This window comes from Trichocoleus sp. ST-U2 (genome assembly GCF_039961875.1).
Lineage (GTDB): Bacteria > Cyanobacteriota > Cyanobacteriia > Cyanobacteriales > FACHB-T130 > FACHB-T130.
Genome location: NZ_JAMPJY010000009.1, coordinates 133,182 through 155,593 on the forward strand (window position 1 = coordinate 133,182; position 22,412 = coordinate 155,593).

Genomic DNA, 22,412 nt, shown 5'->3' on the forward strand with positions numbered 1-22,412 from the left:
GGTACCGACTAAGTGCAGGGGTGCCAAGGAGAGGTTGAACTTACATTCTTCTCAGCCCCTTTAGCCTTTAACTGGTAATCGTGCCAGTCAGGGGAGAACTGGGGTTGGCGTAGACTTTTACAGGGATTCGTCCGGCTTGATAGGCGAGACGCCCAGCCTCAACACCCAGAGCCATTGCGCGACCCATCGCGGCTGGATTTTTTGCCCCAGCGATCGCACTATTGATCAACACGGCATCAGCCCCCATCTCCATTGCCTGCGCTGCCTCACTGGGCGTAGCCAGTCCGGCATCCACCACCACTGGCACCCCAGCATTCTCAATAATGATTTCAATATTCGCTGCATTCTTGATGCCCTGTCCGGAACCAATCGGAGAACCCAAAGGCATAACCGTCGCACAGCCAACCTCTTCCAATCGTTTAGCCAGTAGGGGGTCAGCATTGATATAAGGCAGAACTGCAAAGCCTTCCTTCACCAGTTGCTCTGCCGCTTCCAAAGTACCAATTGGGTCGGGCAGGAGATACTTTAAGTCAGGAATCACCTCTAACTTGACAAAGTTATTGTCTTCTTGACCCAAAAGTTTTGCCATCTCCCGCCCCAGACGTGCCACTCGAATCGCCTCTTCAGCCGTTTTACAGCCAGCCGTGTTGGGTAGCATCCAGATTTTTGTCCAATCCAACGCTTCAGCCAGCCCTTCATGTCCGGGCGCTTTTGTTTGTACCCGGCGCACCGCCACCGTAACAATTTCGCAACCGCTAGTCACAATACTTTGCTGCATTTCTTCGATGCTGCGATACTTGCCGGTACCAGTCATCAGGCGAGAGCGAAAAGTCCGACCCGCAATAATTAAAGGATCGGATGGCAGGGTTTCCAAGGAATGATTCATCTGTATGGACGAGCCTGGAATTCTCCCGGATTCAGAAGGATGGCTTATTTGAAGCATTTTGGGGGTTGCATTGATGGGTTTAGATCCAGCGTAGAACCTGGAGTAGTGAAAATGGTCTAACAGGGGATCGGACTTTTGCTCCCAAATCAAGTCTGCCACTAAGGAAGCCGTCACGGGTGCCAGCAAAATTCCGTTGCGGTAATGACCCGTCGCCAGCGTTAAATTCTCGCAGGCGCTAGAACCGAGAATCGGTAACTCATCGGGTGTCGCCGGTCGAAATCCCCACCAAAATTCTTGGACGGGAAAGTTCTGCAAGGCGGGATAAAGCCGAATCGCGCTTTCCAGTAAGGTTCTGATTCCGGCTGGAGTGTTATGGGGTGTGAATCCCACATCCTCGCTAGTGGCTCCCACGATCAGTTGTCCATTCCGACGCGGCACGATGTAGATTTCCTCACCAAACAGCACCCGCTTGAGAGGCAATCCCTCTTGGCTGCCACCAGGCACTTGCACGGACAACATTTGACCCTTTTTCGGGCTGACCGGAATTGGCAATAATTCATTTGACCAAGCCCCGGTGGCTAAGACATAGTGTTGAGCGCGAAAATCCCCAGATGCTGTTCTGACGCAGTTGATTCTCCGGTTCTGTTGCTGGAGGGCTTCAGCTGCCACGCCTTCACGGATATCTACACCTAATTCCCTCACTGCCACCCGCAAGGCTTGAACTAAAGCCCGATTGTCTACTTGACCATCTTCGGGATACCACCAACCACCAACAACGTCTGAACCCAGTCCGGGTTGAATTTGATAGATTGCATCTTTATCTAACCAATGTGCTAAGGAGTGAGGACTGAGGGCTGAGGACTGAGGATTGAGATAAACGGGTGCCAAGATGCCACTAGGCCAATAGCCGATAGATACCCCTGCGATCGCTTCCAGTTTGCTTGCCCAGTCCGGATACAAATCCCGACTCCGCAGACATAAATCCAGCATTGCGCCGGTCGGAATCCCTTCTGCTTGGGGTGCTAGCATTCCAGCAGCAGCATGAGCCGCTGCGGAGTTGAAGTCGCGGCACAAGACGGTGACGGTTGCCCCCCGTAAGCGAAGTTCGAGGGCGATCGCTAAGCCAATCGCACCGCCGCCGATGATGAGAATGTCACTTTCTGTATTCATATAGATATAGTTGCTTTAACTAAAATCCGACTCTAAGGCTTTCCATAAATCAACGCATACGCCTTAGAAAAAGATGGCGTCCTAATTTAAGCCTAGTCAAGAAGCGTTGCCAATGAGCGGTAGCGATCGCTTTAGTCTTGGTCATGGCGACGGATTGCTTCGGAACACCAGGCGCTCCGCAAAACCATCCCTCCTCCCCTTTCGGTGATTGATGTTAGCCTCTTCCCGCCCCTCTGCGATCTTCTCCCTGACTGTGAACTCAACTCGGATTCCTAGAAAACAGTCTCTCAAAAATTAATAATTATTCATCAAAATCCCCACTTTACTTGCAGATGCCTCTGTGACCCTTTTGATTAGCCATCTGCTTCAGGCAGTGTAGCCGATTAGGCGAAGTCAATCCGAGTTATAGGTACAGTTTAAGACTTTCTCGACGAGCGCCGTTGTTCGCAGAGTCCTAAATAGCCTCAAATTATCGGTTTCACGTTGTAGCGTGAGCGTCTTCTCTTCGCCCCGAGCTTTTTGTCTTTTGTTCCACATTCTTAATTAAGAGAGTACAAAACCTCTTAAAAATTTAAATTGCAGTTTTATCAGCATTTTTAGCAAAATAAAAACATTAAAGAATTATCTATTTTCTCAATAATCGCGATTAGTACCTAATCCATTCCTCCATCCCCTTTATTTTCTGCGGCAGTTGGACAATAATGCAGTTCATACCCAGATAAAAAGCAATCTACGGCTGGCTTTCTTCGGCAGCGACTTTATTCATGCCCTGCCTAACACCAAAGACAACCATCCTGGTTTGAAATGAAACTATAGGAGACGAAGCGCGTGAAACTGTCAGTATACGGAAAAGGCGGAATCGGCAAATCCACAACCAGCTGCAATATCTCTGTGGCTCTAGCCAAGCGCGGCAAGAAAGTCCTGCAAATTGGCTGTGACCCCAAGCACGACAGCACCTTCACCCTGACCGGCTTCCTGATTCCCACAATTATCGACACGCTTCAAGAAAAGGACTACCACTACGAAGATGTCTGGGCTGAAGATGTCATCTACAAAGGCTATGGCGGCGTTGATTGCGTAGAAGCAGGAGGTCCCCCAGCTGGTGCCGGTTGCGGCGGTTACGTGGTAGGCGAAACCGTGAAGTTACTCAAGGAACTGAACGCCTTCGATGAGTACGATATCATTCTGTTTGACGTACTTGGTGACGTGGTATGCGGTGGCTTTGCAGCTCCCCTCAACTATTCGGACTACTGCTTGATTGTCACTGACAACGGCTTTGACGCCTTGTTTGCAGCCAACCGGATTGCCGCTTCTGTCCGTGAAAAAGCTCGGACTCACCCCCTGCGTCTCGCCGGATTGATTGGCAACCGCACTGCTAAGCGCGACCTGATCGAGAAATACATTTCTGCGGTACCGATGCCAGTGCTGGAAGTGTTGCCGCTGATTGAAGACATTCGCGTTTCCCGTGTTAAGGGCAAAACTCTGTTTGAAATGGCAGAGACTGACCCCTCGCTCAACTACGTCTGCGATTACTACCTCAACATTGCCGACCAAATTCTGGCGCGTCCAGAGGGTGTTGTGCCGAACGATGCTCCAGACCGCGAGTTGTTCTCCTTGCTGTCTGATTTCTACCTCAATCCCACCAAGCCAGAGGTGAAGACTGAAGAACAAGAGCTAGATATGATGATGGTTTAGGGAGCTAAGGATGGAGAATGGATCAATGCTTTTAGTGTCAATCTTGACGTGCGTATTGTTATGCACCATTCTCCAAACCAAATTATTTTCACCAGCATCAGCATCAAGTCCAACTGTGAACACCGAGCAGCTATGTCCTGAGCAGCTACATCCTGAGCAACTACGTCCTGAGCAGCTACGGGAATCGGTCAGAGCCAAATGGCTAGACTACTATCGAAGAAATCGTCACTGGCTCAATCGTCTGCAAGTCTGGGTGACATCTGAAGGACAAAGACGCCCTACCTCCAGCTTCATTTTGGCGACGCTATCGACTCTAGACCCGCAATTTAATGAGATGCTTCCCCTGATTGTGGACCTCAATGCAGACCCCGACCGAATTGTGGCGAGCTTTGGGCTAGACTTCGATCCCGACGATGAGCTAGAGGCAATACCGGCTGCTCCCGACGATGAGCTAGAGGCACTATCGGCTGAAAAAACAGATACAGAGGAAGTCAGAATGCTACCTCCGGCTGCTGTCAATGTTGCTCACTCAGCCAGTCGTATCGCTGCTAAGGTGGATGAATCTTGCGAGGGAGTTTATAAAAAGCATCGCTTTCCTTGGCAGCGCTAAAAGTTAACCCAGTATTGGCAGGATGAGCTAACAGAAAGTATGACTTTTTTTGAAAACTTTACATCTGCTTTGAAGCAGAAGTGGTTGGAATATTTTCAAGCGAATCGTTCCTGGATCGCTCTGCAAATGAAGCTTAAGGATGCAGAGATTGTCGCTCTAATCCCAGAGCCTGAGTAATTTGTCAATAGTTATGAGTCATTAAGTCAGAATTTCTTGGTCTCTGGAATGACTAATAACTAATCACCTTTTGACTAACAATCAATTAAAAATTTGAGAGGAAACCTTTACTATGACCCTTGCGAATACAGAACCGGAAGCGCTTAATTTTGAGTGTGAAACTGGAAATTATCATACATTTTGTCCCATCAGCTGCGTAGCTTGGTTGTACCAAAAGATAGAAGATAGTTTCTTCCTAGTTATTGGTACAAAAACCTGTGGCTACTTCTTACAAAACGCGATGGGGGTGATGATTTTTGCGGAACCCCGCTACGCGATGGCTGAGTTGGAAGAAGGAGATATCTCCGCTCAGTTGAATGACTATGAAGAGTTGAAGCGGCTGTGTTTGCAAATTAAGCGCGATCGCAACCCCAGCGTCATTGTTTGGATTGGCACCTGCACCACCGAAATCATCAAAATGGATTTGGAAGGCTTGGCACCCAAGCTAGAATCCGAAATTGGCATCCCCATTGTGACGGCTCGCGCGAATGGTTTAGACTACGCCTTTACTCAAGGGGAAGACACCGTACTGGCGGCGATGGCTGCCCGTTGTCCCGATAAAGCACCCGTGGTAGAAACTGAGAAGAAAGAAAGGAATGCGATCGCTTCTCTGCTCAACTTCGGCAAAAAGAAAGAAGAAGTAACAGCAGACGAAGAAGAATATGTCAAGCATCCGCCACTGGTTCTCTTCGGATCTCTCCCCGATCCAGTTGTTACCAATCTGACACTGGAACTGAAAAAGCAAGGCATTAAAGTTTCTGGTTGGTTGCCATCCAAGCGTTACACCGAATTGCCAGTTCTAGAAGAAGGCTACTACGTCTCTGGCATGAACCCCTTCCTCAGCCGCACCGCCACTACGCTGATGCGTCGCCGCAAGTGCAAACTCATCGGCGCACCCTTCCCGATTGGTCCCGATGGCACCCGCGCCTGGATTGAGAAAATTTGCTCGGTGTTTGGGATTGAACCCAAAGGGCTAGAGGAGCGGGAAGCGCAAATCTGGGAAAATCTGGAAGACTACGTCCAGTTGATTCGCGGCAAATCTGTCTTCTTCATGGGCGATAACTTGTTGGAAATCTCCCTAGCTCGTTTCCTGGTGCGCTGTGGCATGACTTGCCCGGAAATCGGCATCCCCTACATGGATAAGCGCTATCAAGCCGCTGAATTGGCGCTGCTAGAGAAAACTTGCCACGAAATGGGTGTACCAACGCCTAGGATTGTGGAGAAGCCGGACAACTATAACCAAATTCAGCGTATTTACGAACTGAAGCCAGACTTGGTGATTACGGGTATGGCGCACGCTAACCCACTGGAAGCACGCGGTATCAATACTAAGTGGTCTGTTGAGTTCACTTTTGCTCAGATTCACGGCTTTACAAATGCTCGTGACATTCTGGAGTTGGTGACTCGTCCGCTGCGCCGGAATAACAACCTTAAAGATTTGGGTTGGGATAAGTTAGTGAGAGAAGAAGCGAAGATTTAAGAACCTCGCCCCTTGCCCCTTTCCGCTTTTCGGTGAGGGGCGTAATAGATAATAAATAGTAGGAGCGATCTAGATGCGATCGCTCCTATTACTTTTATCAGTAAAGTTAGGTCATCTTGATAGAAGGGTCGAATTGCGATCGCTTTTTTACCCAACTACAGAGGACGCGAAGGAAGAGAGGAAGCACTCGCAAACACAGGATAACTATATGAGTTCTTTAACTAATAACTACACCAAACTTCAGTAATATTCTGGGCAGGCAATCATCCAAATTCTTGATATGTTCATCCGATAATTCGATTAAGTTGAGCTGGTACTTCTGATATAGCTCCTGCTTAACTCGCTTACGTGCCGCATACTCTTGATCGTTGTCGTATCCCCAATACTCGATATACACTCTCCCTGATGGAAGATAAAAGTCACAGTACGCTTCTTCCTCAATGGGTAGTCGTCGTTCGTAAGCATGAACGATTCCCGAAACATACAACCAATTATCAATCAGAGCTTCAGCCTTTGATCGAACCCAATGCCCATCAGTGGTGCGATGCTGTGCGCTAGCCCGAAACTTCTCGCGAAACCCTTGTTCGCTGGTTGCTTCCTTGGTACTTGCTTCTAAACTATCACCATTGATACTTTGGATAGTCGTGAGGAACGCTTGATTCGTCAGAATCGACTCAGACCAGAGAACGTATGGCGTGCCGTCTTGCGAATAAGTTTTTTGCACCGCACCGAAGTTAATTCCTAACTTGGTAGCAACCCAGCCGTTCTGGTCTTTGCTCAACAATCCTAATTCAGCCAAAATGGGATTAACTTTGTGCTTGGGTATTGCCAGTTTCTCGCTGATGCTGGTAGCGGACAACAGCGATGGGGAAGACGATGGCTGAGGCTTCGGTTTAGGTTTTGGTGTGGGTGACGCTTGAGTGTTGTTAGCCTTCCAATGCTCGTAACACAATTTATGACCTGGTTTAGAAACTTGTTTAGTACATCCTGGTTCAGTACAAATTTCCATTGATGAAAGTTCATTAAGCTTAGATACGGCATTGGCTAGCTTCATGAGCGATCGCTCTAAGTTCATATCAATATACACAGCTAAACTGCTGGGTATTTTAACAGTCCTCAAAGACGCTCCGATTCAGGAGTAATACTGAATTTCAACCTAATTGTATGGCACCATCAATAAATGCTTTCCAAGTTTTTGTTAGTTCTTCAGTTTTCAGTTGGTAGTTTGACTGTGCGAATTAGATAGGAAAAGGCATTTTTGTCAGAAAACGTACTGGCTTGAAATGCTACAAAGGCTTCCGGAAGGGTTGTGCAGTTACAAAAACCACTTTAGTTTTAGCTTGTCTGAGTTAGAGCGATCGCACTCCCCTTTTTTTGCACTTGCGTAGCATTCCACCCCAGTTTAGTCAGAGGCAGCTAGAATTAAATGAAACTTTGCGCGATCGCTCAGGATCGTTCCCTGCACTAAAACGCGGTAGGAGAAAAAACTGTATGAAAACAAAATTATCTTTGGTTACGATCGCTTCTAGCACTGCGATCGCTAGTAGCATTTTGTTGGGTTCAGTCAGTTCCGCTCAACCCTGTTCGCTTAGGTCTACTTATTATCGAGAACGGTACGAGCAAGCGAGTTGGTTACGTTCTCCATTGGCAGCAGTCATTACATTACCTGGAATCGCCCTCGCAGCAGCACTCTATCTTGGCGGTCGTTCCCACCAGCGCTAGGCAAATTTGAACTGTACCGCAGGCATCTGGCGTTGGGTTTTTCGGAGCAAAATTGCTTGAGAAACAAAAGACGCGATCGCTATCCTAGCTCCAACCCAAACCCCGATCGGAACAGCGTTAGAAGCAAGCGATCGCCCCAAGCCCTAACTAAAGACGGCTTTCTATATGCCGTTGTCAGATAGCACGTTATACTGTGTCGTGTTATTCCTGCTCCACCTGACGCAGCGAGGCTGTCATGGGCGCTACTTTACGACAGATTGCCACGTATCTAGACAATCAAGGTTGGAAATATCATATTGACGAAGAAGCGTACCGGATTCTGACGGGTGTACAAGCTGAAAACGTAGACGAATTCTTGATTGTTGTCCAGCTGGATGAGGATGGGGAATTTTTCAAGGTATTTGCGCCCCAAGTTATATCTGGAGTTAAAGATCATCCTTACAAAGAAGCGATCCTCCAGACAATGCTGTGCATTTCCTGGGAAACCAAAATGCTGCAATGGGAATATGACCCAAACGATGGCGAAATTCGTGCCATCATTGAGTTTCCCTTAGAAGATTCAAGTCTTACCGAAAAACAATTCAACCGTTGTTTGTCAGGTTTAATTCAAATTATTGATAATGTAGCGATGCCTCGACTGAAAGAGGTGATGGCAACCGGCAAAGACCCAGGCGATCGAGAATTGGGAGAAAGGCTACTGCTTACCCTTCAAGAAGAAGCTCCTGGATTACTGCAAATGTTGGAGAGAGCGATGGAAGCGCGTAAGAAGCGGGGACTATTCCCATCTGAGTGAATCTGAATCCGGGCACGAAGATCGCTATACTCCAAAGTAATAACCTTACGATTGAAAAGCGAATTTCCTGGGGCTGGACGACTATGACATCCTATGCAACCTCTTCTGCTAGAGCTGAGATGAGCGAACTCCGGCGGTTAAAAACCTTACTGCCGCCAGAATTGCAAAGCTGGGTAACAGTCGAAGGAACGACTGAAGTGAATCCACCCCTGATCCGCTGTGAAGAAATTGGCAAGGATCAAATTGAGGTTCAAATTGATCTAGTGAAATGGGATCAGCTAGCACTCGATCAGCGGAATTTACTGTTTTGGCACGAAGTTGCCCGAATTCAAAACGACACCATCCCTAGAGATGGCTGGGAAATGGCGGCGCTAGCAATTGGTTTAGGCGGTGCTGTCGGCGAACTGTGGGTACAAGATGGCTTGCTGTTGATATTAGCCTTGGCATTGTGTGGCGTTTCAGGCTGGAGATTGTATCAAAAAAATAGTGGGGAGAAGCAGGTAAAAGAGATGATTGAAGCGGATGAGAAAGCGATCGCGCTTGCCACCCGCTTTGGTTACTCCCTCCCCAACGCCTACAAAAGTTTGGGTAGCGCTTTGAAAGCTTTGCTAGAGCTAACCCCAAACAAAAGGCAACGGAGCAAATACGAAACGCGGCTTTCTGCCCTCAAGCGTAGTGCTGCCAAAGCCAAAGCTAAAGTCAAAGGCGCACGCGAGGACTCAATATAAAGACTCTTCGGATGCGATCGCATCCAAATCTTCGTTACCAGGCGTAAGCTGAGTAACGAGATTGAGGAATTCTTCTGTTTTACATGAGTGCCTGTCTTTCCCCAAATTCGGGTGTACCAAAGCTACACCCGAATTTGGGCAATGTTTACATTGCCTTTTTATTGCCGCCGCTTAAGCAACAAACCGCCAAAACCCAGTAGCATTAATCCAGCCGTTGCCGCTGGTTCTGGCACTTTTTCCGGAGGTACAAACCCCTCTAACTCTGTAGCACTAGCTTTGAACGAGTAGAGGTAGCCTGGAAGTAATTTTTGTCCGGCGGGACAGCCGCTATCAATAGATACGAGAGTAAAGGCTGTACCATCTGTGCAAACATCCTGCTGACCAGCATTCCCCTGAGTCACACTAAAGTCGTTATCCGTGCCAAGGATAATTGCGTAGGAACCATCCGTTAGCTTAGGCCCGATTGTCAAACCTTCCAACTTCTCAGGGATTACTTGACCACTCGCCTTCAGCTGCGCTGCAACATCTAAAAACAGAGACTTGCTAACAGGTATTACGCCAGATGGTAAAGTATTTGTACCTATCAAGCTGATGTTGCTGACATCTGTGGCACCTGTGAGATCAATTTTGTAAACCCGCTTACTGGCGACTGGGGCTTTACTTAGAGGATCGGCTTCGCCCACGCCGCGATTATCGCGTTCCAGTACTAGGAACTCATTGTTATTAAGGGCGGTAATGGCGCTAATGCCAATATTACGACCTTGAGAATTCTGCCCAAAATCGTCATCAGTTCCGGGAATGCGATCGTTAATAGCGGCAAGACTTTCTAGCTGGTAAATATATTGGGCAACGCTATCACCTGTTGCCGTATCAAACTCCACAATTCTCAAGTTCTGGCTGCGTCGTCCATCGGGACTTCCCTCAGTTACGAGCGGGTCTTGCAGCATCGCATACAGTTTTTTACCGTCTGGGCTAAGGGTTACTCCCTCAAAGCCTCGGTTATCCTGGCGACCGCTAGTAAGGATTGGGCGACCATCGACATAGTTGGGAACACTTCCAGCTAGAGGAAGTATGTTGCTTGGAGTGGCAAAGGCCCGGATGAACGAACCAGTCGAAGTGAACTCGTAAACAGAGGGTCCATACTCGTCTGAAACGTAGAAGTTGCCGTTGGGTGCAACTGCAAAGCCTTCTGGATCGAAGCTAAGACCCAGAATTCCGGTATCGCCGTTGAGTAACTGGGGGTTCAACCCGTTGAAGTTCTCACCGTCCTTAGTAAATAAAATGGTCTTCAGCAGCTTAAAGTTGCTAATCGTCCCCGTGTTTGGGTCAACATCCAGCGAAAATTTCTGAACTCGGGTTTCGTAGGAAAGTACACCGCCTCCTGGACCGCGATCGCCCAAACCGTAGTACACATTCTCGTAGCGATCGTAATATAGATCCGAGAAAAAACCTAAGCGATTGATGTTAGCACCACCATTGCCGCCATTAGTCGGGAATAGATCCGTACTTTCCCCCGGAATCGCCAGAGTATTAACCAGGGAAGCAGCATAAGTAGAGGTGGTATTTGCCGTGATAGAGAGCGTAGATAGTGCCAGCGAGCAACTAACCGTCCAAAGCCAATGCTTTGCTTTCATAATGTCTTAGCCTCAGAACTTTTACTATCACGAGCATCAGACGGTTACTTTAAAAGCTGGTTAAAGATAACTTTAAAGCGGTCTTCCACACAGTAATTTCACATAAGTATTCCGGTTCTTCATCAATTCTTTATTCAACTACACAAATTTACTAATCAGGATTCGTAGTTCCTGAGAATTCCTGATGAACCATGAACAATTCTAAAGTTGACCCAGCATTTTGTGAGTCTGTGGCACAACTCGCACTTGTTTGAGACTTCGCTTCATTAATGCCTGCCACTCCAGAACCTGCGCGGGGGTTGGGGCAAACACTGGCAGATGATGGGGCATTTGTAGGGGTGTTACTGGCTGTAAAAACACCGGGATAGCAGGGCTAACTGCTGCCACCAATTCAGATGCCTGTTCCAGCTCAGATGGCTCAGTTTGGCTAGAAATAATTAATTTGACAAAACTATCAACCCGTGAGTCATGGCAAAGCTGGAGAAATTCCCTGTGCGCTTCCCACCTTTGTTCTCCACTGACGCTAGGCAGCTTCATATCCATGCCTACAGAGTCCAGGAAGGGCAAAATCGGGGCTAGTTGTTCTGGACGATGACCGCCAGTTTCTAGGTAGAGTGGCAACCCTGTGGAGTGGCGCAAAACAGGCAGAAATTTAGCTAGGAAGGGAGCATGAAGCAGCGGTTCGCCACCCGTGAGGCTGATGCTGTCGTGCAAACCGGGTTGATTTTGCCGTTCAATCCATTCTAGTAACACCGAGCTAGACACTGGATTGGAGTGGGTTTCAAAGTCTCTTTGACCAGGTGTTTGCTCCACAGTACATTTATCTGGAGCTAACCAGGTGTGGGCACTGTCGCAAAAATGGCAGCGCAGGTCGCAGATGGCAAAGCGGATAAATATTTGGCGGGTGCCTACATTCAGTCCTTCCCCTTGAATGGCGGAGAAGACTTCAATTAGCCGCGCAGTGGGATAGTCGGCAGTTTTAGGGGTCATTGTTGCTCTGACTTGAGATGCGACTGGTTCGCTCCGGACTGGGTTTACTTTAAGGGTTCTACTAATCCCATTATCTGCCTTGAATTCCTAGATTAACCACGCGGGAAGGATGCTTGGCTCTGCGCGTGCTGCCAACAACTGCCAACGGCGATCGCTCTTAGCAGGGGGTTCCCCAGTCAGCCTTCTCACCGCTTGATAATTCTGTCAATATTGATGATTCCGGTCGGTCCCTGAGGATAACTCACGATAACTACAATTTTTAACCACCGCCAAGCTGTTTGCTCTTTGGTACCCTTAGAAGCAGTTTAAAAAATCCTTGGTACAATTCGCTATTTCAGTGCTATTATGGACACTCGATGAATTTGATTTAGGTAGAATTATATCAAAACAATAAAATAATTCTTTACAAAAACTTTTAATGAAGTTGAATTGACTAATCTCAAATATTTTTCAAAATATAAGATGGCACCTTAGCACTAGGTTTACATGGTTGGACCGATCCCCGATGCAGATTTTCGGATTACGTTCTTCAACGACACTCCTGTAGTCCAGCTACCCCCTCGCCTTACTGTTCTTGAGGCCGTGGCTTTTAAGAAAAGCTGTCAGCAATTCTTACAAGAGAGTGCCGTTACCCAGCAATTAGTTTTTGATTTGAGTCAGACCACATTTATTGATAGCAGTGGTATTGGTGCGCTGGTCAGTAATGTAAAGCTAGCACGGGAAAAACAAGTCGAATTAGTACTTCGGGGTGTCCATCCTCAAGTGATGGCAGTGTTAGCGATGACGGGGCTGGATCAAGTTTTAACGATCGAGCCGCCAAGCCAAAGCGCAACCACAACCCCTGGGAAAAAATCAGAGATTCAGCTACCAACGACTCATCCTTCCGTCCGCTCGTGGATTAAACGTGGTATTGATGTGGTGGGATCGCTGGTGGGTTTAGGGATTACGGCAATTTTGTTTATTCCCATCGTCATTGTGATTAAGCTCGACGATCCAGGCCCGATTTTTTTCAGTCAAATCCGTTGCGGTTGGATGGGAAGACGGTTTCAGGTGTGGAAATTCCGTTCGATGTGCGTAAACGCGGAAGCACTGAAAGACAAAATCGAGAATCAAGCCAGCGGTGCCTTTTTCAAGAATGAAAACGATCCGCGAGTAACACGGGTGGGTCGAATTTTACGGAAGACAAGCCTGGATGAACTGCCGCAGTTTTGGAATGTTCTGAAAGGGGAGATGAGTTTAGTCGGTACGAGACCCCCGACACCTGATGAAGTAGAACGATACGAAGTTCCGGAATGGCAGCGTTTAGATGTGAAACCAGGAATGACGGGTGAGTGGCAGGTGAATGGGCGATCGCAAGTACGCAATTTTGAAGATGTGATTCGCTTAGATTTGCGCTATCAGGAGAACTGGAGCCTGATTTACGACCTCAAGTTAATTGTTAAAACAATCCTAATTTTATTTCGCAAAAACAGTGGTGCTTATTAGGAAACCTCAATTACTTCTGTTAATGACAAAGGAACAACCAATAGCACAATCTCGCCTTCAGGTGGAGACGGATCTAAATGCTTTAACAGAAGTTTTGCAATGGTTTGAGCAACTTACTCTACCGCTACTGCCCTATGAATTATGGTGGCAGTCTCAGGTAGCCTTGACTGAAGGGTTTACGAACGTCATTCGCCACGCTCATTCTTCATTGCCCCCAACCACCCCAATACAGATTGAGGTGAAAGTCTATATTAGCTATCTGGAAATGCGGATTTGGGACTACGGAAAACCGTTTAACTTGCAAGCCAAGCTGCAATCGAAGCTGCAAGTGGTGGGTCAAAAGGATTTTGACCCCCTGGAGAATGAAGGAGGTCGGGGGTTGATATTTATGCAACAATTCACAGATGAACTCGATTACACGCGGATGCCTGACGAACGAAATTGCTTGCTGATGCGAAGAAAAATTCGCTAAAACTGGAGAGTATTCGCTTTCTCCTAGATGTGCTGCTGCTTCTGACAACTGGGAATAAATCTCATCTACAAGCGCGATCCCACTTATAGACCGAGAAATAGACCGAGAAAAAGCCACATTATTCCTCAAAGAAGATGCGCGATTGTACCAACATACCGCAACCCCCGATTAGACTAGGTAAAAGCTTGGTGCTAAATATTTGGTAAGACCTAGATCATGCGGATATTGATTTACTCCTACAACTACCATCCCGAACCAATCGGCATTGCCCCCTTGATGACCGAACTAGCGGAAGGTTTGGTAGCACAAGGTCATCAAGTGCGAGTTGTCACTGCCATGCCAAACTATCCGCAACGGCGCATCTACGAGAAATATAAGGGGAAATTGTACCTAACAGAACTCGAAAATGGCGTAGCCATTCAGCGCAATTATGTCTGGATTCGCCCCAAACCGGGTTTAATAGATCGAATTCTATTGGATGCAAGCTTTGTCCTGATCAGCTTAGTCCATGCCCTCAAAGGCAGGCGACCAGACGTAATTTTGTTAACCGTACCGCCCCTGCCAGTTTCCGTTCCAGCCGCGCTCCTGGGATGGTTGCACCGCTGTCCGGTAGTCTTGAACCTCCAGGATATTTTGCCGGAAGCCGCAGTTCATACGGGGTTGCTCACCAACAAACGGATGATTGCCATCTTTGAAAAGCTGGAAAATTTTGCTTACCGAACAGCGACGAAGATTAGCGTCATTGCTGATGGATTTGTTGATAATTTAGTTGGTAAAGGAGTCCCAAAAAGTAAAATTAGGTTGATTCCTAACTGGGTTGATGTTAACTTTATCCAACCTTTGCCTAAAGAAAATAATTATTTTCGAGCCGTTCACCAACTCGACGGCAAATTTGTGGTTCTGTATTCCGGTAACATTGGTCGCACCCAACCCTTAAAGACCCTGATCGATGCGGCGACTTGCCTGCGACATATTCCCGACATTGCTGTGGTGATTGTGGGAGAAGATAAAGCCTTACAAGACCTGGAGCTTTATTGTCAAAAAGTGGATGCGCCAAACGTTTTGCTACTGCCATTTCAACCCCGCGAAAAATTACCGGAACTACTGGCAGCGGCGGATGTAGGGTTGGTGATGCAAAAGGAAAACGTGATTTCCTTCAATATGCCTTCTAAAATTCAGGTGCTGCTAGCCAGCGGTCGGGCAATTTTGGCTTCTGTTCCTGCTAGTGGTACGGCAGCTAAAGCAGTGCAGCATAGCGGCGGCGGTGTCGTCGTTCCCCCAGAAGATCCTGAGGCTCTGGCAGCAGCAATTTTAGACTTATATAAAAACCCTGACAAAGCGGAAAGACTGGGTCAGCAAGGCAGACAATATGCTATCGAAAATTACTCCTTTAAGCACGCCTTGGAGCAGTATGAGAAGCTGTTTGATGAGGTTAGGCTTCATTGATCTAGAATGAAAGCAAAATGGTTGTCGGGTTGAAGTAGCGATCGCGCGATGCCTAGCGTTTATATCCTGGGAACTAGCGATCGCCCAAAGCCTTAGGTTTTGTCCTTTGCGTCTGTCCCGATAGCCCTATGGAGTTCCTCGCCCAATGCGCGAACAGGTCTTAGCCTGGTTAGCAGATCGTGTCCCTGCCGCTCGAATCAAACATATATTAGGCGTCGAGCAGATGTCTATTGAGCTAGCGCTGCATTATCAACTCGACGAGAAAAAAGCAGCGACCGCGGGGTTGATGCACGATCTCGCAAAATACTTTAAGCCTTCGCTGCTGTTACAAATGGCACGAGAAGAAGGATTGAAATTAGACCCGGTGGATGAAGAAAATCCGCATTTATTGCACGCAGATGTTAGTGCAATTGTTGCTAGAGACAAATTTGGAATATTTGATGAAGAAATTTTGCAGGCAATCCAGGATCACACCTTAGGCAGACCAGGAATGAGTGAATTGAGTTGTATCGTGTTTTTGGCTGATACTCTGGAACCAGGCAGAGGTAACACTCCTGAGTTAGAAGCTTTAAGACAAGTTGCTTGGCAAAATCTCTACAAAGCTGTTTGGCTAACTTGCGATTATTCCCTGAAATATCTCCTCGAAACTCGGTGCTTAATTCACCCTCGAACGATCCGTAGCCGTAATTGGGCACTTCAAATCGCTAGCAAAAAGCAGCAACCTGAAGCTGAAAGGATGAAGGATAAATGAAATGAAAAGTTAAAAAAAGCCATAAAAAGCTGAGGCTCGAAACTTCAAAAATTAAAATAGAAACTTCAGCATCTCTCTAGTACAGTGCTGTAAGTTGAACCAACTTTGAAGGAATTTATAGGTGTTTTTGAACAAGGAAATCAGGATTTAATGTCAGAACAGTTCAAGATACAGTCCTCCTCTACTGGGAACGAAGCATTCATCTCCAACGGAGACGACGCGAATGCTTCTGCTCGACTGGCTGTCAATGCAGATAAACAAAAAGCAAGCAAAGAGCTGGCTTTGACGGCTGCCAGAGCTGCTGATGACCGCAAAGCGGCTGACATCGTATTGCTACAGGTAGGAGAGGTATCCTATCTGGCGGATTACTTTGCGATCGCAACCGGCTTCTCCAGAGTCCAGGTGAGAGCGATCGCCCAATCCATTGAACAGAAAGTAGAAACGGAGTGGCAACGCCTGCCTCTGCGCGTAGAAGGAAAGGCAGAAGGTAGCTGGATACTGTTGGATTACGGGGATGTCATCATTCACATCTTGTTGCCTCCAGAGCGGGAATTCTATAATCTGGAAGCATTCTGGGGTCATGCTGAAAAAATCGATTTCTCAGCATCGTGAGCCGATGGGAGAGTAAAAACATGATGGAAACTCCAGTTTCAGTTTGCCCAGTTCCCGCCGAACAACAACCGCTCAATGAGTACCAGGAGTTGAAGGATTCTTGGTCTTTTCGCTGGGTGACGCTGGAACTGGGAGGATACATCAAAAAGCTGGCTTGGATTTGGGGTCTCGGCTGGTTCGTCGCAGGTCCAATGGCAGCGGCAAGCTTTGCGCCAGGAAAGTATCCGAGCAAGTTTATCCTCATGGGTGCAGCAGGAGCGAGCTTGGGAGTGGTGTTGGCACTGGTGCGACTGTACTTGGGTTGGTCTTACGTGCGATCGCGCCTAGAGAATCAACAAGTGTTTTATGAAGAATCCGGTTGGTACGACGGTCAGTGCTGGACAAAGCCAGAAGAAATTTTGACACGCGATCGCTTGATCGTCACTTACCAAGTTCAACCAATCCTTCAGCGGTTACAGCGAACCTTTGTCTTGCTTGCCTTATTTTTCTTTGCAGGTAGTCTAACCTGGTATTTTCTGTAATGAGCCATTAGGCATTAGGTCATTGAGCGAGAGGTAGTGGATAGTAAGGAAAGGCTGCACAGTCTACCGACGACCTCAGAACCAGCGATCGCAGGCTACTGAACAACTAACAAAAAGTGATAAAGTCTTACCCATGACAAGGGGAAAAAGAAATCAATCCGCAGAACTGGAAGTTCGGTTGCTGCGAGAAGGCATTATTGAATCAACGCATCGCGCCCAAGCAGTCGTCTGTGACAACCGAGGGCGCGTCCTATCCGTGGCAGGCAGTTCGGAAACCGCTGCTTTTGTTCGTTCCGCCCTCAAGCCATTCCAGGCGTTGGCAATTACGACTACCGGCACCCTAGAACGCTACAAGCTAACGGATCGAGACTTAGCCATTATCTGTAGCTCCCACCAAGGTACGACTGCCCAAGTCCGACAGGCTTTTAACGTTCTTTGGCGCTCGGATGTTGACCCATCAGCACTTCAGTGTCCAATTCCAGAAGGTAAACGGAGTCCGCTGGAGTATAACTGTTCCGGGAAACACGCTGGAATGCTTGCCGTTTGCCAAGCAAGGCATTGGCCTCTGAATACCTATTTGCAGCGCAACCACCCCGTTCAGCAGCTAATTTTAGGCAAAGTTGCTGAATTGCTGCGAATGCCCGCTGTAGAGTTCATCAGTGCCCACGATGATTGTGGCGCTCCGACTTACTTCATGCAGCTGGGGCAAATGGGTACGTTGTACGGTCAGCTTGCCTCTGGGAATAATTTGGATATGGAGCGCATCGTCCGTGCCATGACCCATCACCCAAATATGGTGGCAGGAGAAGGTTTATTTGATACAGAACTCATGCGTCTGACCGAAGGTGAAATCATCAGCAAAGGGGGTGCTGAAGGGATTCAGTGCATCGGTCGCGTTGGCGAAGGGATGGGACTAGCAATTAAGGTGGCAGATGGAGCAGGACGGGCAAAGTGTGCCGTTGCCATTCATTTACTTAAGCAAATGGGTTGGATTAGTCCCACGGTGGCGGAAACCCTATCGGAAACCTTTATGAGCTTGAGCAAATTCAAGCGCCTAGATGTAGTTGGGGAACTTTCGATGTTGTAGTTGCCATAATCCTAAATTTGCGTTATAGTAAATAAGTTGGCAAAGACGACGCGGGATAGAGCAGCCTGGTAGCTCGTCGGGCTCATAACCCGAAGGTCAGTGGTTCAAATCCACTTCCCGCCACCAAATAAAAAAGTAAACAATCCCTGCAATCCCAAAAGGTTGCAGGGATTTGTTGTAGGCTGGTTAGCAGCGATTGGGTTACATTTAAATATTTATGGCTGTAAATTTGCGGCGTCCGATTTTAGTCGGGGGAATTGGTCTGTCATTCTCGCTTTGGCTGTTGCAGAGTTTTCATGACTCAGCCGGGACAGTCGGTGAGTTTAGTGTAATTGGCGCGATCGCACTCGGCGCTGGTTTCTGGTTATTCCAGAAACAGACAACCAAAGAGCTTCATCTGCCAGATGTCAGCCAGATGGACAGGGAAACGGTAGAAAAAGCGATCGCTCAAACCGAAGGTACGATTAGCCAGCTAGAGGCAGAGGCAGAAAACCATCCGGCAAATGCCCCGCTAAGAGAACAACTCGCCAAAATTACGACTGAAATCGATCGCCGGGAGATGCATCTGGCTGTCACTGGCGGAAAGTCAGTCGGTAAATCTACCTTAATTCAAGTTTTAGAGTCTAACTGGGTTTCTCAACAGCCGCAAAAACTCGGCTTGCAGGAGACACCCGCTTTATTTACTGCAATTGACCCCACCTCCCCGCCCCCTTCCCGAATCGGGGAGAGGTCAGATTTGGTGCTATTTCTCACGAATGGAGATTTGACCGAGCCGGAATATCAAACCTTACAGCAACTAGCGGCATCTAAACAGCGTGCAGTGCTAGTGCTTAACAAGCAAGATCGGTATTTACCTGAAGAACGCGCCACGGTATTACAGCAATTGCGGCAACGAATGCAAGGAACGCTGAAGGGAGAAGACGTTGTGGCGATCGCGGCTTCCCCCAGCGCCATCAAAGTACGTCAGCATCAACCGGATGGTTCGGTGCGGGAGTGGATGCAAACCCCAGCGCCTGAGATGAGTGCGATCGCAAGTCGGTTAAGCCAAATTTTAGCCCAAGAAAGTCAACAGCTGGTTTGGACAACGGCTTGGAGGGCAGCTTATGCGCTGAAAGCCGAAGCGAAATCCGCCTTAAATGAAGTGAGACGCGATCGCGCCCTTCCCGTTATCGAGCAATATCAGTGGATTGCTGCCGCCACCGCCTTTGCGAACCCTGTACCTGCCTTGGATTTGCTGGCAACTGCTGCCATTAACGGTCAGCTAGTCATGGATCTCGGTAATCTATATCAGCAAAAATTCTCTCTTCAACAAGCGCAAGCGATCGCTGGGACAATGGGTAGCTTGATGCTCAAGCTAGGTTTAGTTGAACTAACGACTCAAACCGTAGGTGGGGTTCTGAAGAGCAATGCCATCACATTTGTCGCCGGAGGAGCGGTTCAGGGCGTCAGTGCTGCCTATCTAACCCGCTTAGCGGGTTTAAGCTTAATTGAATATTTCCAAGCGCAGGAAGCCGCTACGACATCCGAAGGGCGTCCCTTAAATCTGGATCAGTTGCGCGAAACCCTGCAAAAAGTGTTTCAGCAAAATCAACGAGTTGCTTTCTTGCAAGGATTTGTCAAGCAAGCTGTGGCGCGTCTGGTGCCAGAATCACCCCAGCCTGCGATCGCGGGTAACGAGATTGCTAGTTGTTAGCCAAGTAGTAGGTTAGCCCAACAGTAGGGTGAGCAATGCCCACCCTACTATTAAAATGTTTTATTCATATCGAAATCTGTACTAGCTCGAAATCAAGACATCATTATATAGTAATAGTCACTAACGTTCTTGAATTTCCTAATTTAGTCGGAACACACATTCCTTTTGAATTTTGAAAGAAAGTTCAGGAAGCCGAATGTGTAGAATCGCAATCGGCAAATCGAAAAACATCTGGAAAAACTTCTTTAAGCTTATGAATAATTTTTTACCCATTGCTTACTTTCAGAATAAATTTGTCCCTTTTAACGAAGCCAAAGTTTCTATTGCTACCCAAGCTTTGCACTATGGAACTGGCGCAATTGGGGGATTAAGAGGGATTCCCGATCCTCAAAATGATAAGCAAATTTTACTATTTAGATTAGACCGTCATTGCCAAAGGTTAAGTGATAGTGCTAAGTATTTACACTACGATATACCAGCCTCTAAAATTCGAGAAACTATCGTTGATTTTATAAAAAAAAATCAACCAAATAAGTCTTTTTATATCCGCCCTCTCGTATATACTTCGGGGTTAGGAATTGCTCCTAGGCTTCATAATGTTGAGAAAGATTTTTTAGTTTATGGAATTGAACTAGCAGATTATTTATCTCCGGAAGGAGTCAGCTGTCGAATTAGTTCCTGGTATCGACAAGAAGATCGCAGCTTGCCTCTGAGAGGTAAAATCAGCGCCGCATATATTACTTCTGCCTTAGCGAAAACTGAGGCGGTAGAGTCAGGCTTTGATGAGGCAATTATGATGAATTCGCAGGGAAAAATTTGCGAAGCCTCTGGGATGAATATATTTTTAGTGAGAAATGGGCAACTGATTACCCCTGGATTTGAACAGGATATTTTAGAAGGAATTACCAGAGATAGCATCCTAACAATTGCCAGAAATCTAGGAATTAAAACGATAGAAAGACCCGTTGATAAATCAGAGCTTTTTATCGCTGACGAAGTTTTTCTGAGTGGGACTGCTGCCAAGGTTGCGCCAGTCAAAAAAATTGAAAATTATCAATTACCAGAGAGCAAACCGATTACTACAAAACTGCGAGAAAAACTCATCGCGATTACGGAAAATCGAGATCCCGATTATCAAGATTGGGTAGACGCGATCGCGCTTGAATAAGAAAATCCGTCAGACGGAGAGACAAAGGCGATCGCATCTCTACAAACTAAACTCCCTTCGCAGGATAAAAGAACAGAAACCTCGGCAAGACTCGAAGGCGATCGCAACATTGATATCTGATTGCCACTCCCGCGTCACATCCACGGCTTACGCTTTTATTTGTATCGATGAAACTCCTCAATCCATAAAAGCAATGCTGCCCTCTCACCAGAGAGGGCATTTTTGTTTGCAGAGGAGATCGGCTCATAACCCAACCCTAAATTAGCGCTACGCCTTTACGCCAATCTGTCGCAGGATAGCAGTACACAGGTCGCTATTGACATCCAGAAAACCATCAATGGCAGTAAAGTGGTTTTTACCAGGTTGGGGTAGATATTCCCCTTTTAAACCTTTCGCTTTCCAGGCTGCTAGAAACTCATCGGACTGGCGTTGAAATTCTTGGGATTCATCCCCGCCGTAAGTGACAATCAGCGATCCGGCTTTGTCGGGAATATGCAGGATGGGGCTGTTGCGGAGAACTTCTCCCCAAGTTAATTGTAAAGCGGGTTGCAGCCAGGTGTAGGGAAAGGGCATCAGGTCAAATAAACCACTAATCGCGCAGCCTCCTTTAATGATATCGGCGGGTAAACCGTAGGTTCCTTCCCAGTCAGTTGCCATCAGCATTGCTGTTAATTGACCGCCAGCCGAGTGACCGGAGACATAAATTTGATCGCGATCGCCTCCAAAACTAGAAGCATTTTGATAAATCCAGGCAACCGCTGCTCGACTCTGGCGCACGATTTCATCCATTGTTACGGCAGGACACAAAGCATAGTTGGTGACAACTACTGTAACTCCCGCTTCCACAGGTGCTTTGGCGACTAAACTAAAATCCTGGCTGCTGAGCAGTCGCCAGTAGCCACCGTGAATAAACACCAAGATGGGGGCATCCGGTTGAGCTGCTGGAAAGATATCCAGATGTTCGGCTAGAGTGGGGCCAAAAGGAACCTGGAGTTTGCAGGACAACGCAGAGCGCACGCTAGCGCTTGTTTTCACGTAGAAATCTGCGTACACCATGAAGTCTGGCACCGACTTTTCTACGTTATATTCAGCATCCAGCTCGGCTTGCGTTGAGAAATTACGATAGAGCATAGAGCGTTTCTCGGTTGGGTGGAATAGATTGCGGTTCTAACGTTCAGTAGCGGCTTTTTGAATGTCATTGTAGAAGCATGGCATTCAAAAAGCCCTTACTGATGTATCGCACCCAACCCTTG

At 47.4% G+C, this 22,412-nt stretch carries 22 protein-coding genes and 1 tRNA gene; 18 read left to right on the plus strand and 5 right to left on the minus strand.

What is annotated here, in order from left to right:
• Positions 1 to 67 precede the first annotated feature (67 nt).
• Entirely contained in the window at positions 68 to 2,056 is a 1,989-nt protein-coding gene (thiO, locus tag NC996_RS08685; protein WP_190688003.1) for a glycine oxidase ThiO, read from the minus strand.
• 828 nt (positions 2,057 to 2,884) lie between these two features.
• Between thiO and bchL the strand changes: the two genes are divergently transcribed.
• From bchL to NC996_RS08705, 4 genes are all read left to right on the plus strand, one after another.
• Positions 2,885 to 3,751: a ferredoxin:protochlorophyllide reductase (ATP-dependent) iron-sulfur ATP-binding protein gene (bchL, locus tag NC996_RS08690; RefSeq protein WP_190412565.1), complete on the plus strand. Its 867-nt coding sequence runs from the start codon at positions 2,885 to 2,887 to the stop codon at positions 3,749 to 3,751.
• Between the two features lie 10 nt (positions 3,752 to 3,761).
• On the plus strand, positions 3,762 to 4,361 hold the full coding sequence (locus NC996_RS08695) for a DUF5331 domain-containing protein (protein WP_348259984.1): 600 nt from the start codon (positions 3,762 to 3,764) through the stop codon (positions 4,359 to 4,361).
• 39 nt (positions 4,362 to 4,400) lie between these two features.
• Complete coding sequence (locus tag NC996_RS08700; protein ID WP_190528385.1) at positions 4,401 to 4,538, plus strand: DUF5331 domain-containing protein; 138 nt, start codon at positions 4,401 to 4,403, stop codon at positions 4,536 to 4,538.
• Positions 4,539 to 4,650: 112 nt separating this feature from the next.
• Entirely contained in the window at positions 4,651 to 6,057 is a 1,407-nt protein-coding gene (locus NC996_RS08705) for a ferredoxin:protochlorophyllide reductase (ATP-dependent) subunit N (RefSeq protein WP_190666964.1), read from the plus strand.
• 217 nt (positions 6,058 to 6,274) lie between these two features.
• On the opposite strand, the gene NC996_RS08710 is transcribed toward NC996_RS08705, so the two are convergent.
• The gene (locus tag NC996_RS08710) at positions 6,275 to 7,144 is read right to left on the minus strand and encodes a hypothetical protein (protein WP_339380417.1); all 870 of its coding nucleotides are present in this window, start codon (positions 7,142 to 7,144) and stop codon (positions 6,275 to 6,277) included.
• 404 nt (positions 7,145 to 7,548) lie between these two features.
• Between NC996_RS08710 and NC996_RS08715 the strand changes: the two genes are divergently transcribed.
• From NC996_RS08715 to NC996_RS08730, 4 genes are all read left to right on the plus strand, one after another.
• Positions 7,549 to 7,779, plus strand: a complete 231-nt coding sequence (locus NC996_RS08715) for a hypothetical protein (protein WP_190528383.1) — start codon at positions 7,549 to 7,551, stop codon at positions 7,777 to 7,779.
• A gap of 56 nt (positions 7,780 to 7,835) precedes the next feature.
• Entirely contained in the window at positions 7,836 to 7,961 is a 126-nt protein-coding gene (locus NC996_RS08720; RefSeq protein WP_277877557.1) for a hypothetical protein, read from the plus strand.
• Between the two features lie 53 nt (positions 7,962 to 8,014).
• Positions 8,015 to 8,572 carry a hypothetical protein gene (locus NC996_RS08725; protein ID WP_190688006.1) on the plus strand — a complete coding sequence of 186 codons (558 nt, stop codon included), beginning with the start codon at positions 8,015 to 8,017 and terminating at the stop codon, positions 8,570 to 8,572.
• A gap of 83 nt (positions 8,573 to 8,655) precedes the next feature.
• Positions 8,656 to 9,300 (plus strand): DUF3318 domain-containing protein, encoded by a 645-nt coding sequence (locus NC996_RS08730; protein ID WP_190429385.1) that lies wholly within the window; start codon positions 8,656 to 8,658, stop codon positions 9,298 to 9,300.
• A gap of 158 nt (positions 9,301 to 9,458) precedes the next feature.
• On the opposite strand, the gene NC996_RS08735 is transcribed toward NC996_RS08730, so the two are convergent.
• The gene (locus tag NC996_RS08735) at positions 9,459 to 10,937 is read right to left on the minus strand and encodes an esterase-like activity of phytase family protein (RefSeq protein WP_190688121.1); all 1,479 of its coding nucleotides are present in this window, start codon (positions 10,935 to 10,937) and stop codon (positions 9,459 to 9,461) included.
• A 198-nt stretch (positions 10,938 to 11,135) separates the two neighbouring features.
• Positions 11,136 to 11,924: a 7-carboxy-7-deazaguanine synthase QueE gene (locus tag NC996_RS08740; protein WP_190436871.1), complete on the minus strand. Its 789-nt coding sequence runs from the start codon at positions 11,922 to 11,924 to the stop codon at positions 11,136 to 11,138.
• A 486-nt stretch (positions 11,925 to 12,410) separates the two neighbouring features.
• On the opposite strand from NC996_RS08740, the gene NC996_RS08745 reads away from it, so the two are divergent.
• From NC996_RS08745 to NC996_RS08790, 10 genes are all read left to right on the plus strand, one after another.
• Positions 12,411 to 13,409, plus strand: a complete 999-nt coding sequence (locus tag NC996_RS08745) for an anti-sigma factor antagonist (RefSeq protein ID WP_190436868.1) — start codon at positions 12,411 to 12,413, stop codon at positions 13,407 to 13,409.
• 22 nt (positions 13,410 to 13,431) lie between these two features.
• Positions 13,432 to 13,881, plus strand: coding sequence for an anti-sigma regulatory factor (locus tag NC996_RS08750; RefSeq protein ID WP_190412556.1), 450 nt, complete (start codon positions 13,432 to 13,434; stop codon positions 13,879 to 13,881).
• 216 nt (positions 13,882 to 14,097) lie between these two features.
• On the plus strand, positions 14,098 to 15,327 hold the full coding sequence (locus NC996_RS08755; protein WP_190528377.1) for a glycosyltransferase family 4 protein: 1,230 nt from the start codon (positions 14,098 to 14,100) through the stop codon (positions 15,325 to 15,327).
• A gap of 145 nt (positions 15,328 to 15,472) precedes the next feature.
• Positions 15,473 to 16,078 (plus strand): bis(5'-nucleosyl)-tetraphosphatase (symmetrical) YqeK, encoded by a 606-nt coding sequence (gene yqeK, locus NC996_RS08760; RefSeq protein WP_190688009.1) that lies wholly within the window; start codon positions 15,473 to 15,475, stop codon positions 16,076 to 16,078.
• 150 nt (positions 16,079 to 16,228) lie between these two features.
• Positions 16,229 to 16,690: a ribosome silencing factor gene (rsfS, locus tag NC996_RS08765; protein WP_190412872.1), complete on the plus strand. Its 462-nt coding sequence runs from the start codon at positions 16,229 to 16,231 to the stop codon at positions 16,688 to 16,690.
• A 20-nt stretch (positions 16,691 to 16,710) separates the two neighbouring features.
• On the plus strand, positions 16,711 to 17,211 hold the full coding sequence (locus tag NC996_RS08770; RefSeq protein WP_190412553.1) for a CGLD27 family protein: 501 nt from the start codon (positions 16,711 to 16,713) through the stop codon (positions 17,209 to 17,211).
• Positions 17,212 to 17,344: 133 nt separating this feature from the next.
• On the plus strand, positions 17,345 to 18,298 hold the full coding sequence (locus NC996_RS08775) for an asparaginase (protein ID WP_190412552.1): 954 nt from the start codon (positions 17,345 to 17,347) through the stop codon (positions 18,296 to 18,298).
• A gap of 49 nt (positions 18,299 to 18,347) precedes the next feature.
• Positions 18,348 to 18,424, plus strand: a tRNA-Met gene (locus tag NC996_RS08780).
• A gap of 91 nt (positions 18,425 to 18,515) precedes the next feature.
• Positions 18,516 to 19,991, plus strand: a complete 1,476-nt coding sequence (locus NC996_RS08785; RefSeq protein ID WP_190688011.1) for a DUF697 domain-containing protein — start codon at positions 18,516 to 18,518, stop codon at positions 19,989 to 19,991.
• A 253-nt stretch (positions 19,992 to 20,244) separates the two neighbouring features.
• Entirely contained in the window at positions 20,245 to 21,159 is a 915-nt protein-coding gene (locus NC996_RS08790; protein ID WP_190688014.1) for a branched-chain amino acid transaminase, read from the plus strand.
• 267 nt (positions 21,160 to 21,426) lie between these two features.
• Here the strand turns inward: NC996_RS08790 and NC996_RS08795 are convergent, their stop codons facing one another.
• Positions 21,427 to 22,290, minus strand: a complete 864-nt coding sequence (locus NC996_RS08795; protein WP_190688017.1) for an alpha/beta hydrolase — start codon at positions 22,288 to 22,290, stop codon at positions 21,427 to 21,429.
• Positions 22,291 to 22,412: the final 122 nt, after the last annotated feature.

Coding starts and splice junctions, on each gene's coding strand:
- NC996_RS08790 (WP_190688014.1), top strand. CDS start 20,245: ATGAATAATTTTTTACCCATTGCTTACTTTCAGAATAAATTTGTCCCT.
- NC996_RS08730 (WP_190429385.1), top strand. CDS start 8,656: ATGACATCCTATGCAACCTCTTCTGCTAGAGCTGAGATGAGCGAACTC.
- thiO (WP_190688003.1), bottom strand. CDS start 2,056: ATGAATACAGAAAGTGACATTCTCATCATCGGCGGCGGTGCGATTGGC.
- NC996_RS08715 (WP_190528383.1), top strand. CDS start 7,549: ATGAAAACAAAATTATCTTTGGTTACGATCGCTTCTAGCACTGCGATC.
- NC996_RS08750 (WP_190412556.1), top strand. CDS start 13,432: ATGACAAAGGAACAACCAATAGCACAATCTCGCCTTCAGGTGGAGACG.
- NC996_RS08775 (WP_190412552.1), top strand. CDS start 17,345: ATGACAAGGGGAAAAAGAAATCAATCCGCAGAACTGGAAGTTCGGTTG.
- NC996_RS08770 (WP_190412553.1), top strand. CDS start 16,711: ATGATGGAAACTCCAGTTTCAGTTTGCCCAGTTCCCGCCGAACAACAA.
- NC996_RS08725 (WP_190688006.1), top strand. CDS start 8,015: ATGGGCGCTACTTTACGACAGATTGCCACGTATCTAGACAATCAAGGT.
- NC996_RS08795 (WP_190688017.1), bottom strand. CDS start 22,290: ATGCTCTATCGTAATTTCTCAACGCAAGCCGAGCTGGATGCTGAATAT.
- rsfS (WP_190412872.1), top strand. CDS start 16,229: ATGTCAGAACAGTTCAAGATACAGTCCTCCTCTACTGGGAACGAAGCA.
- NC996_RS08705 (WP_190666964.1), top strand. CDS start 4,651: ATGACCCTTGCGAATACAGAACCGGAAGCGCTTAATTTTGAGTGTGAA.
- NC996_RS08740 (WP_190436871.1), bottom strand. CDS start 11,924: ATGACCCCTAAAACTGCCGACTATCCCACTGCGCGGCTAATTGAAGTC.
- NC996_RS08695 (WP_348259984.1), top strand. CDS start 3,762: ATGGAGAATGGATCAATGCTTTTAGTGTCAATCTTGACGTGCGTATTG.
- NC996_RS08745 (WP_190436868.1), top strand. CDS start 12,411: ATGGTTGGACCGATCCCCGATGCAGATTTTCGGATTACGTTCTTCAAC.
- NC996_RS08755 (WP_190528377.1), top strand. CDS start 14,098: ATGCGGATATTGATTTACTCCTACAACTACCATCCCGAACCAATCGGC.
- yqeK (WP_190688009.1), top strand. CDS start 15,473: ATGCGCGAACAGGTCTTAGCCTGGTTAGCAGATCGTGTCCCTGCCGCT.
- NC996_RS08785 (WP_190688011.1), top strand. CDS start 18,516: ATGGCTGTAAATTTGCGGCGTCCGATTTTAGTCGGGGGAATTGGTCTG.
- NC996_RS08700 (WP_190528385.1), top strand. CDS start 4,401: ATGACTTTTTTTGAAAACTTTACATCTGCTTTGAAGCAGAAGTGGTTG.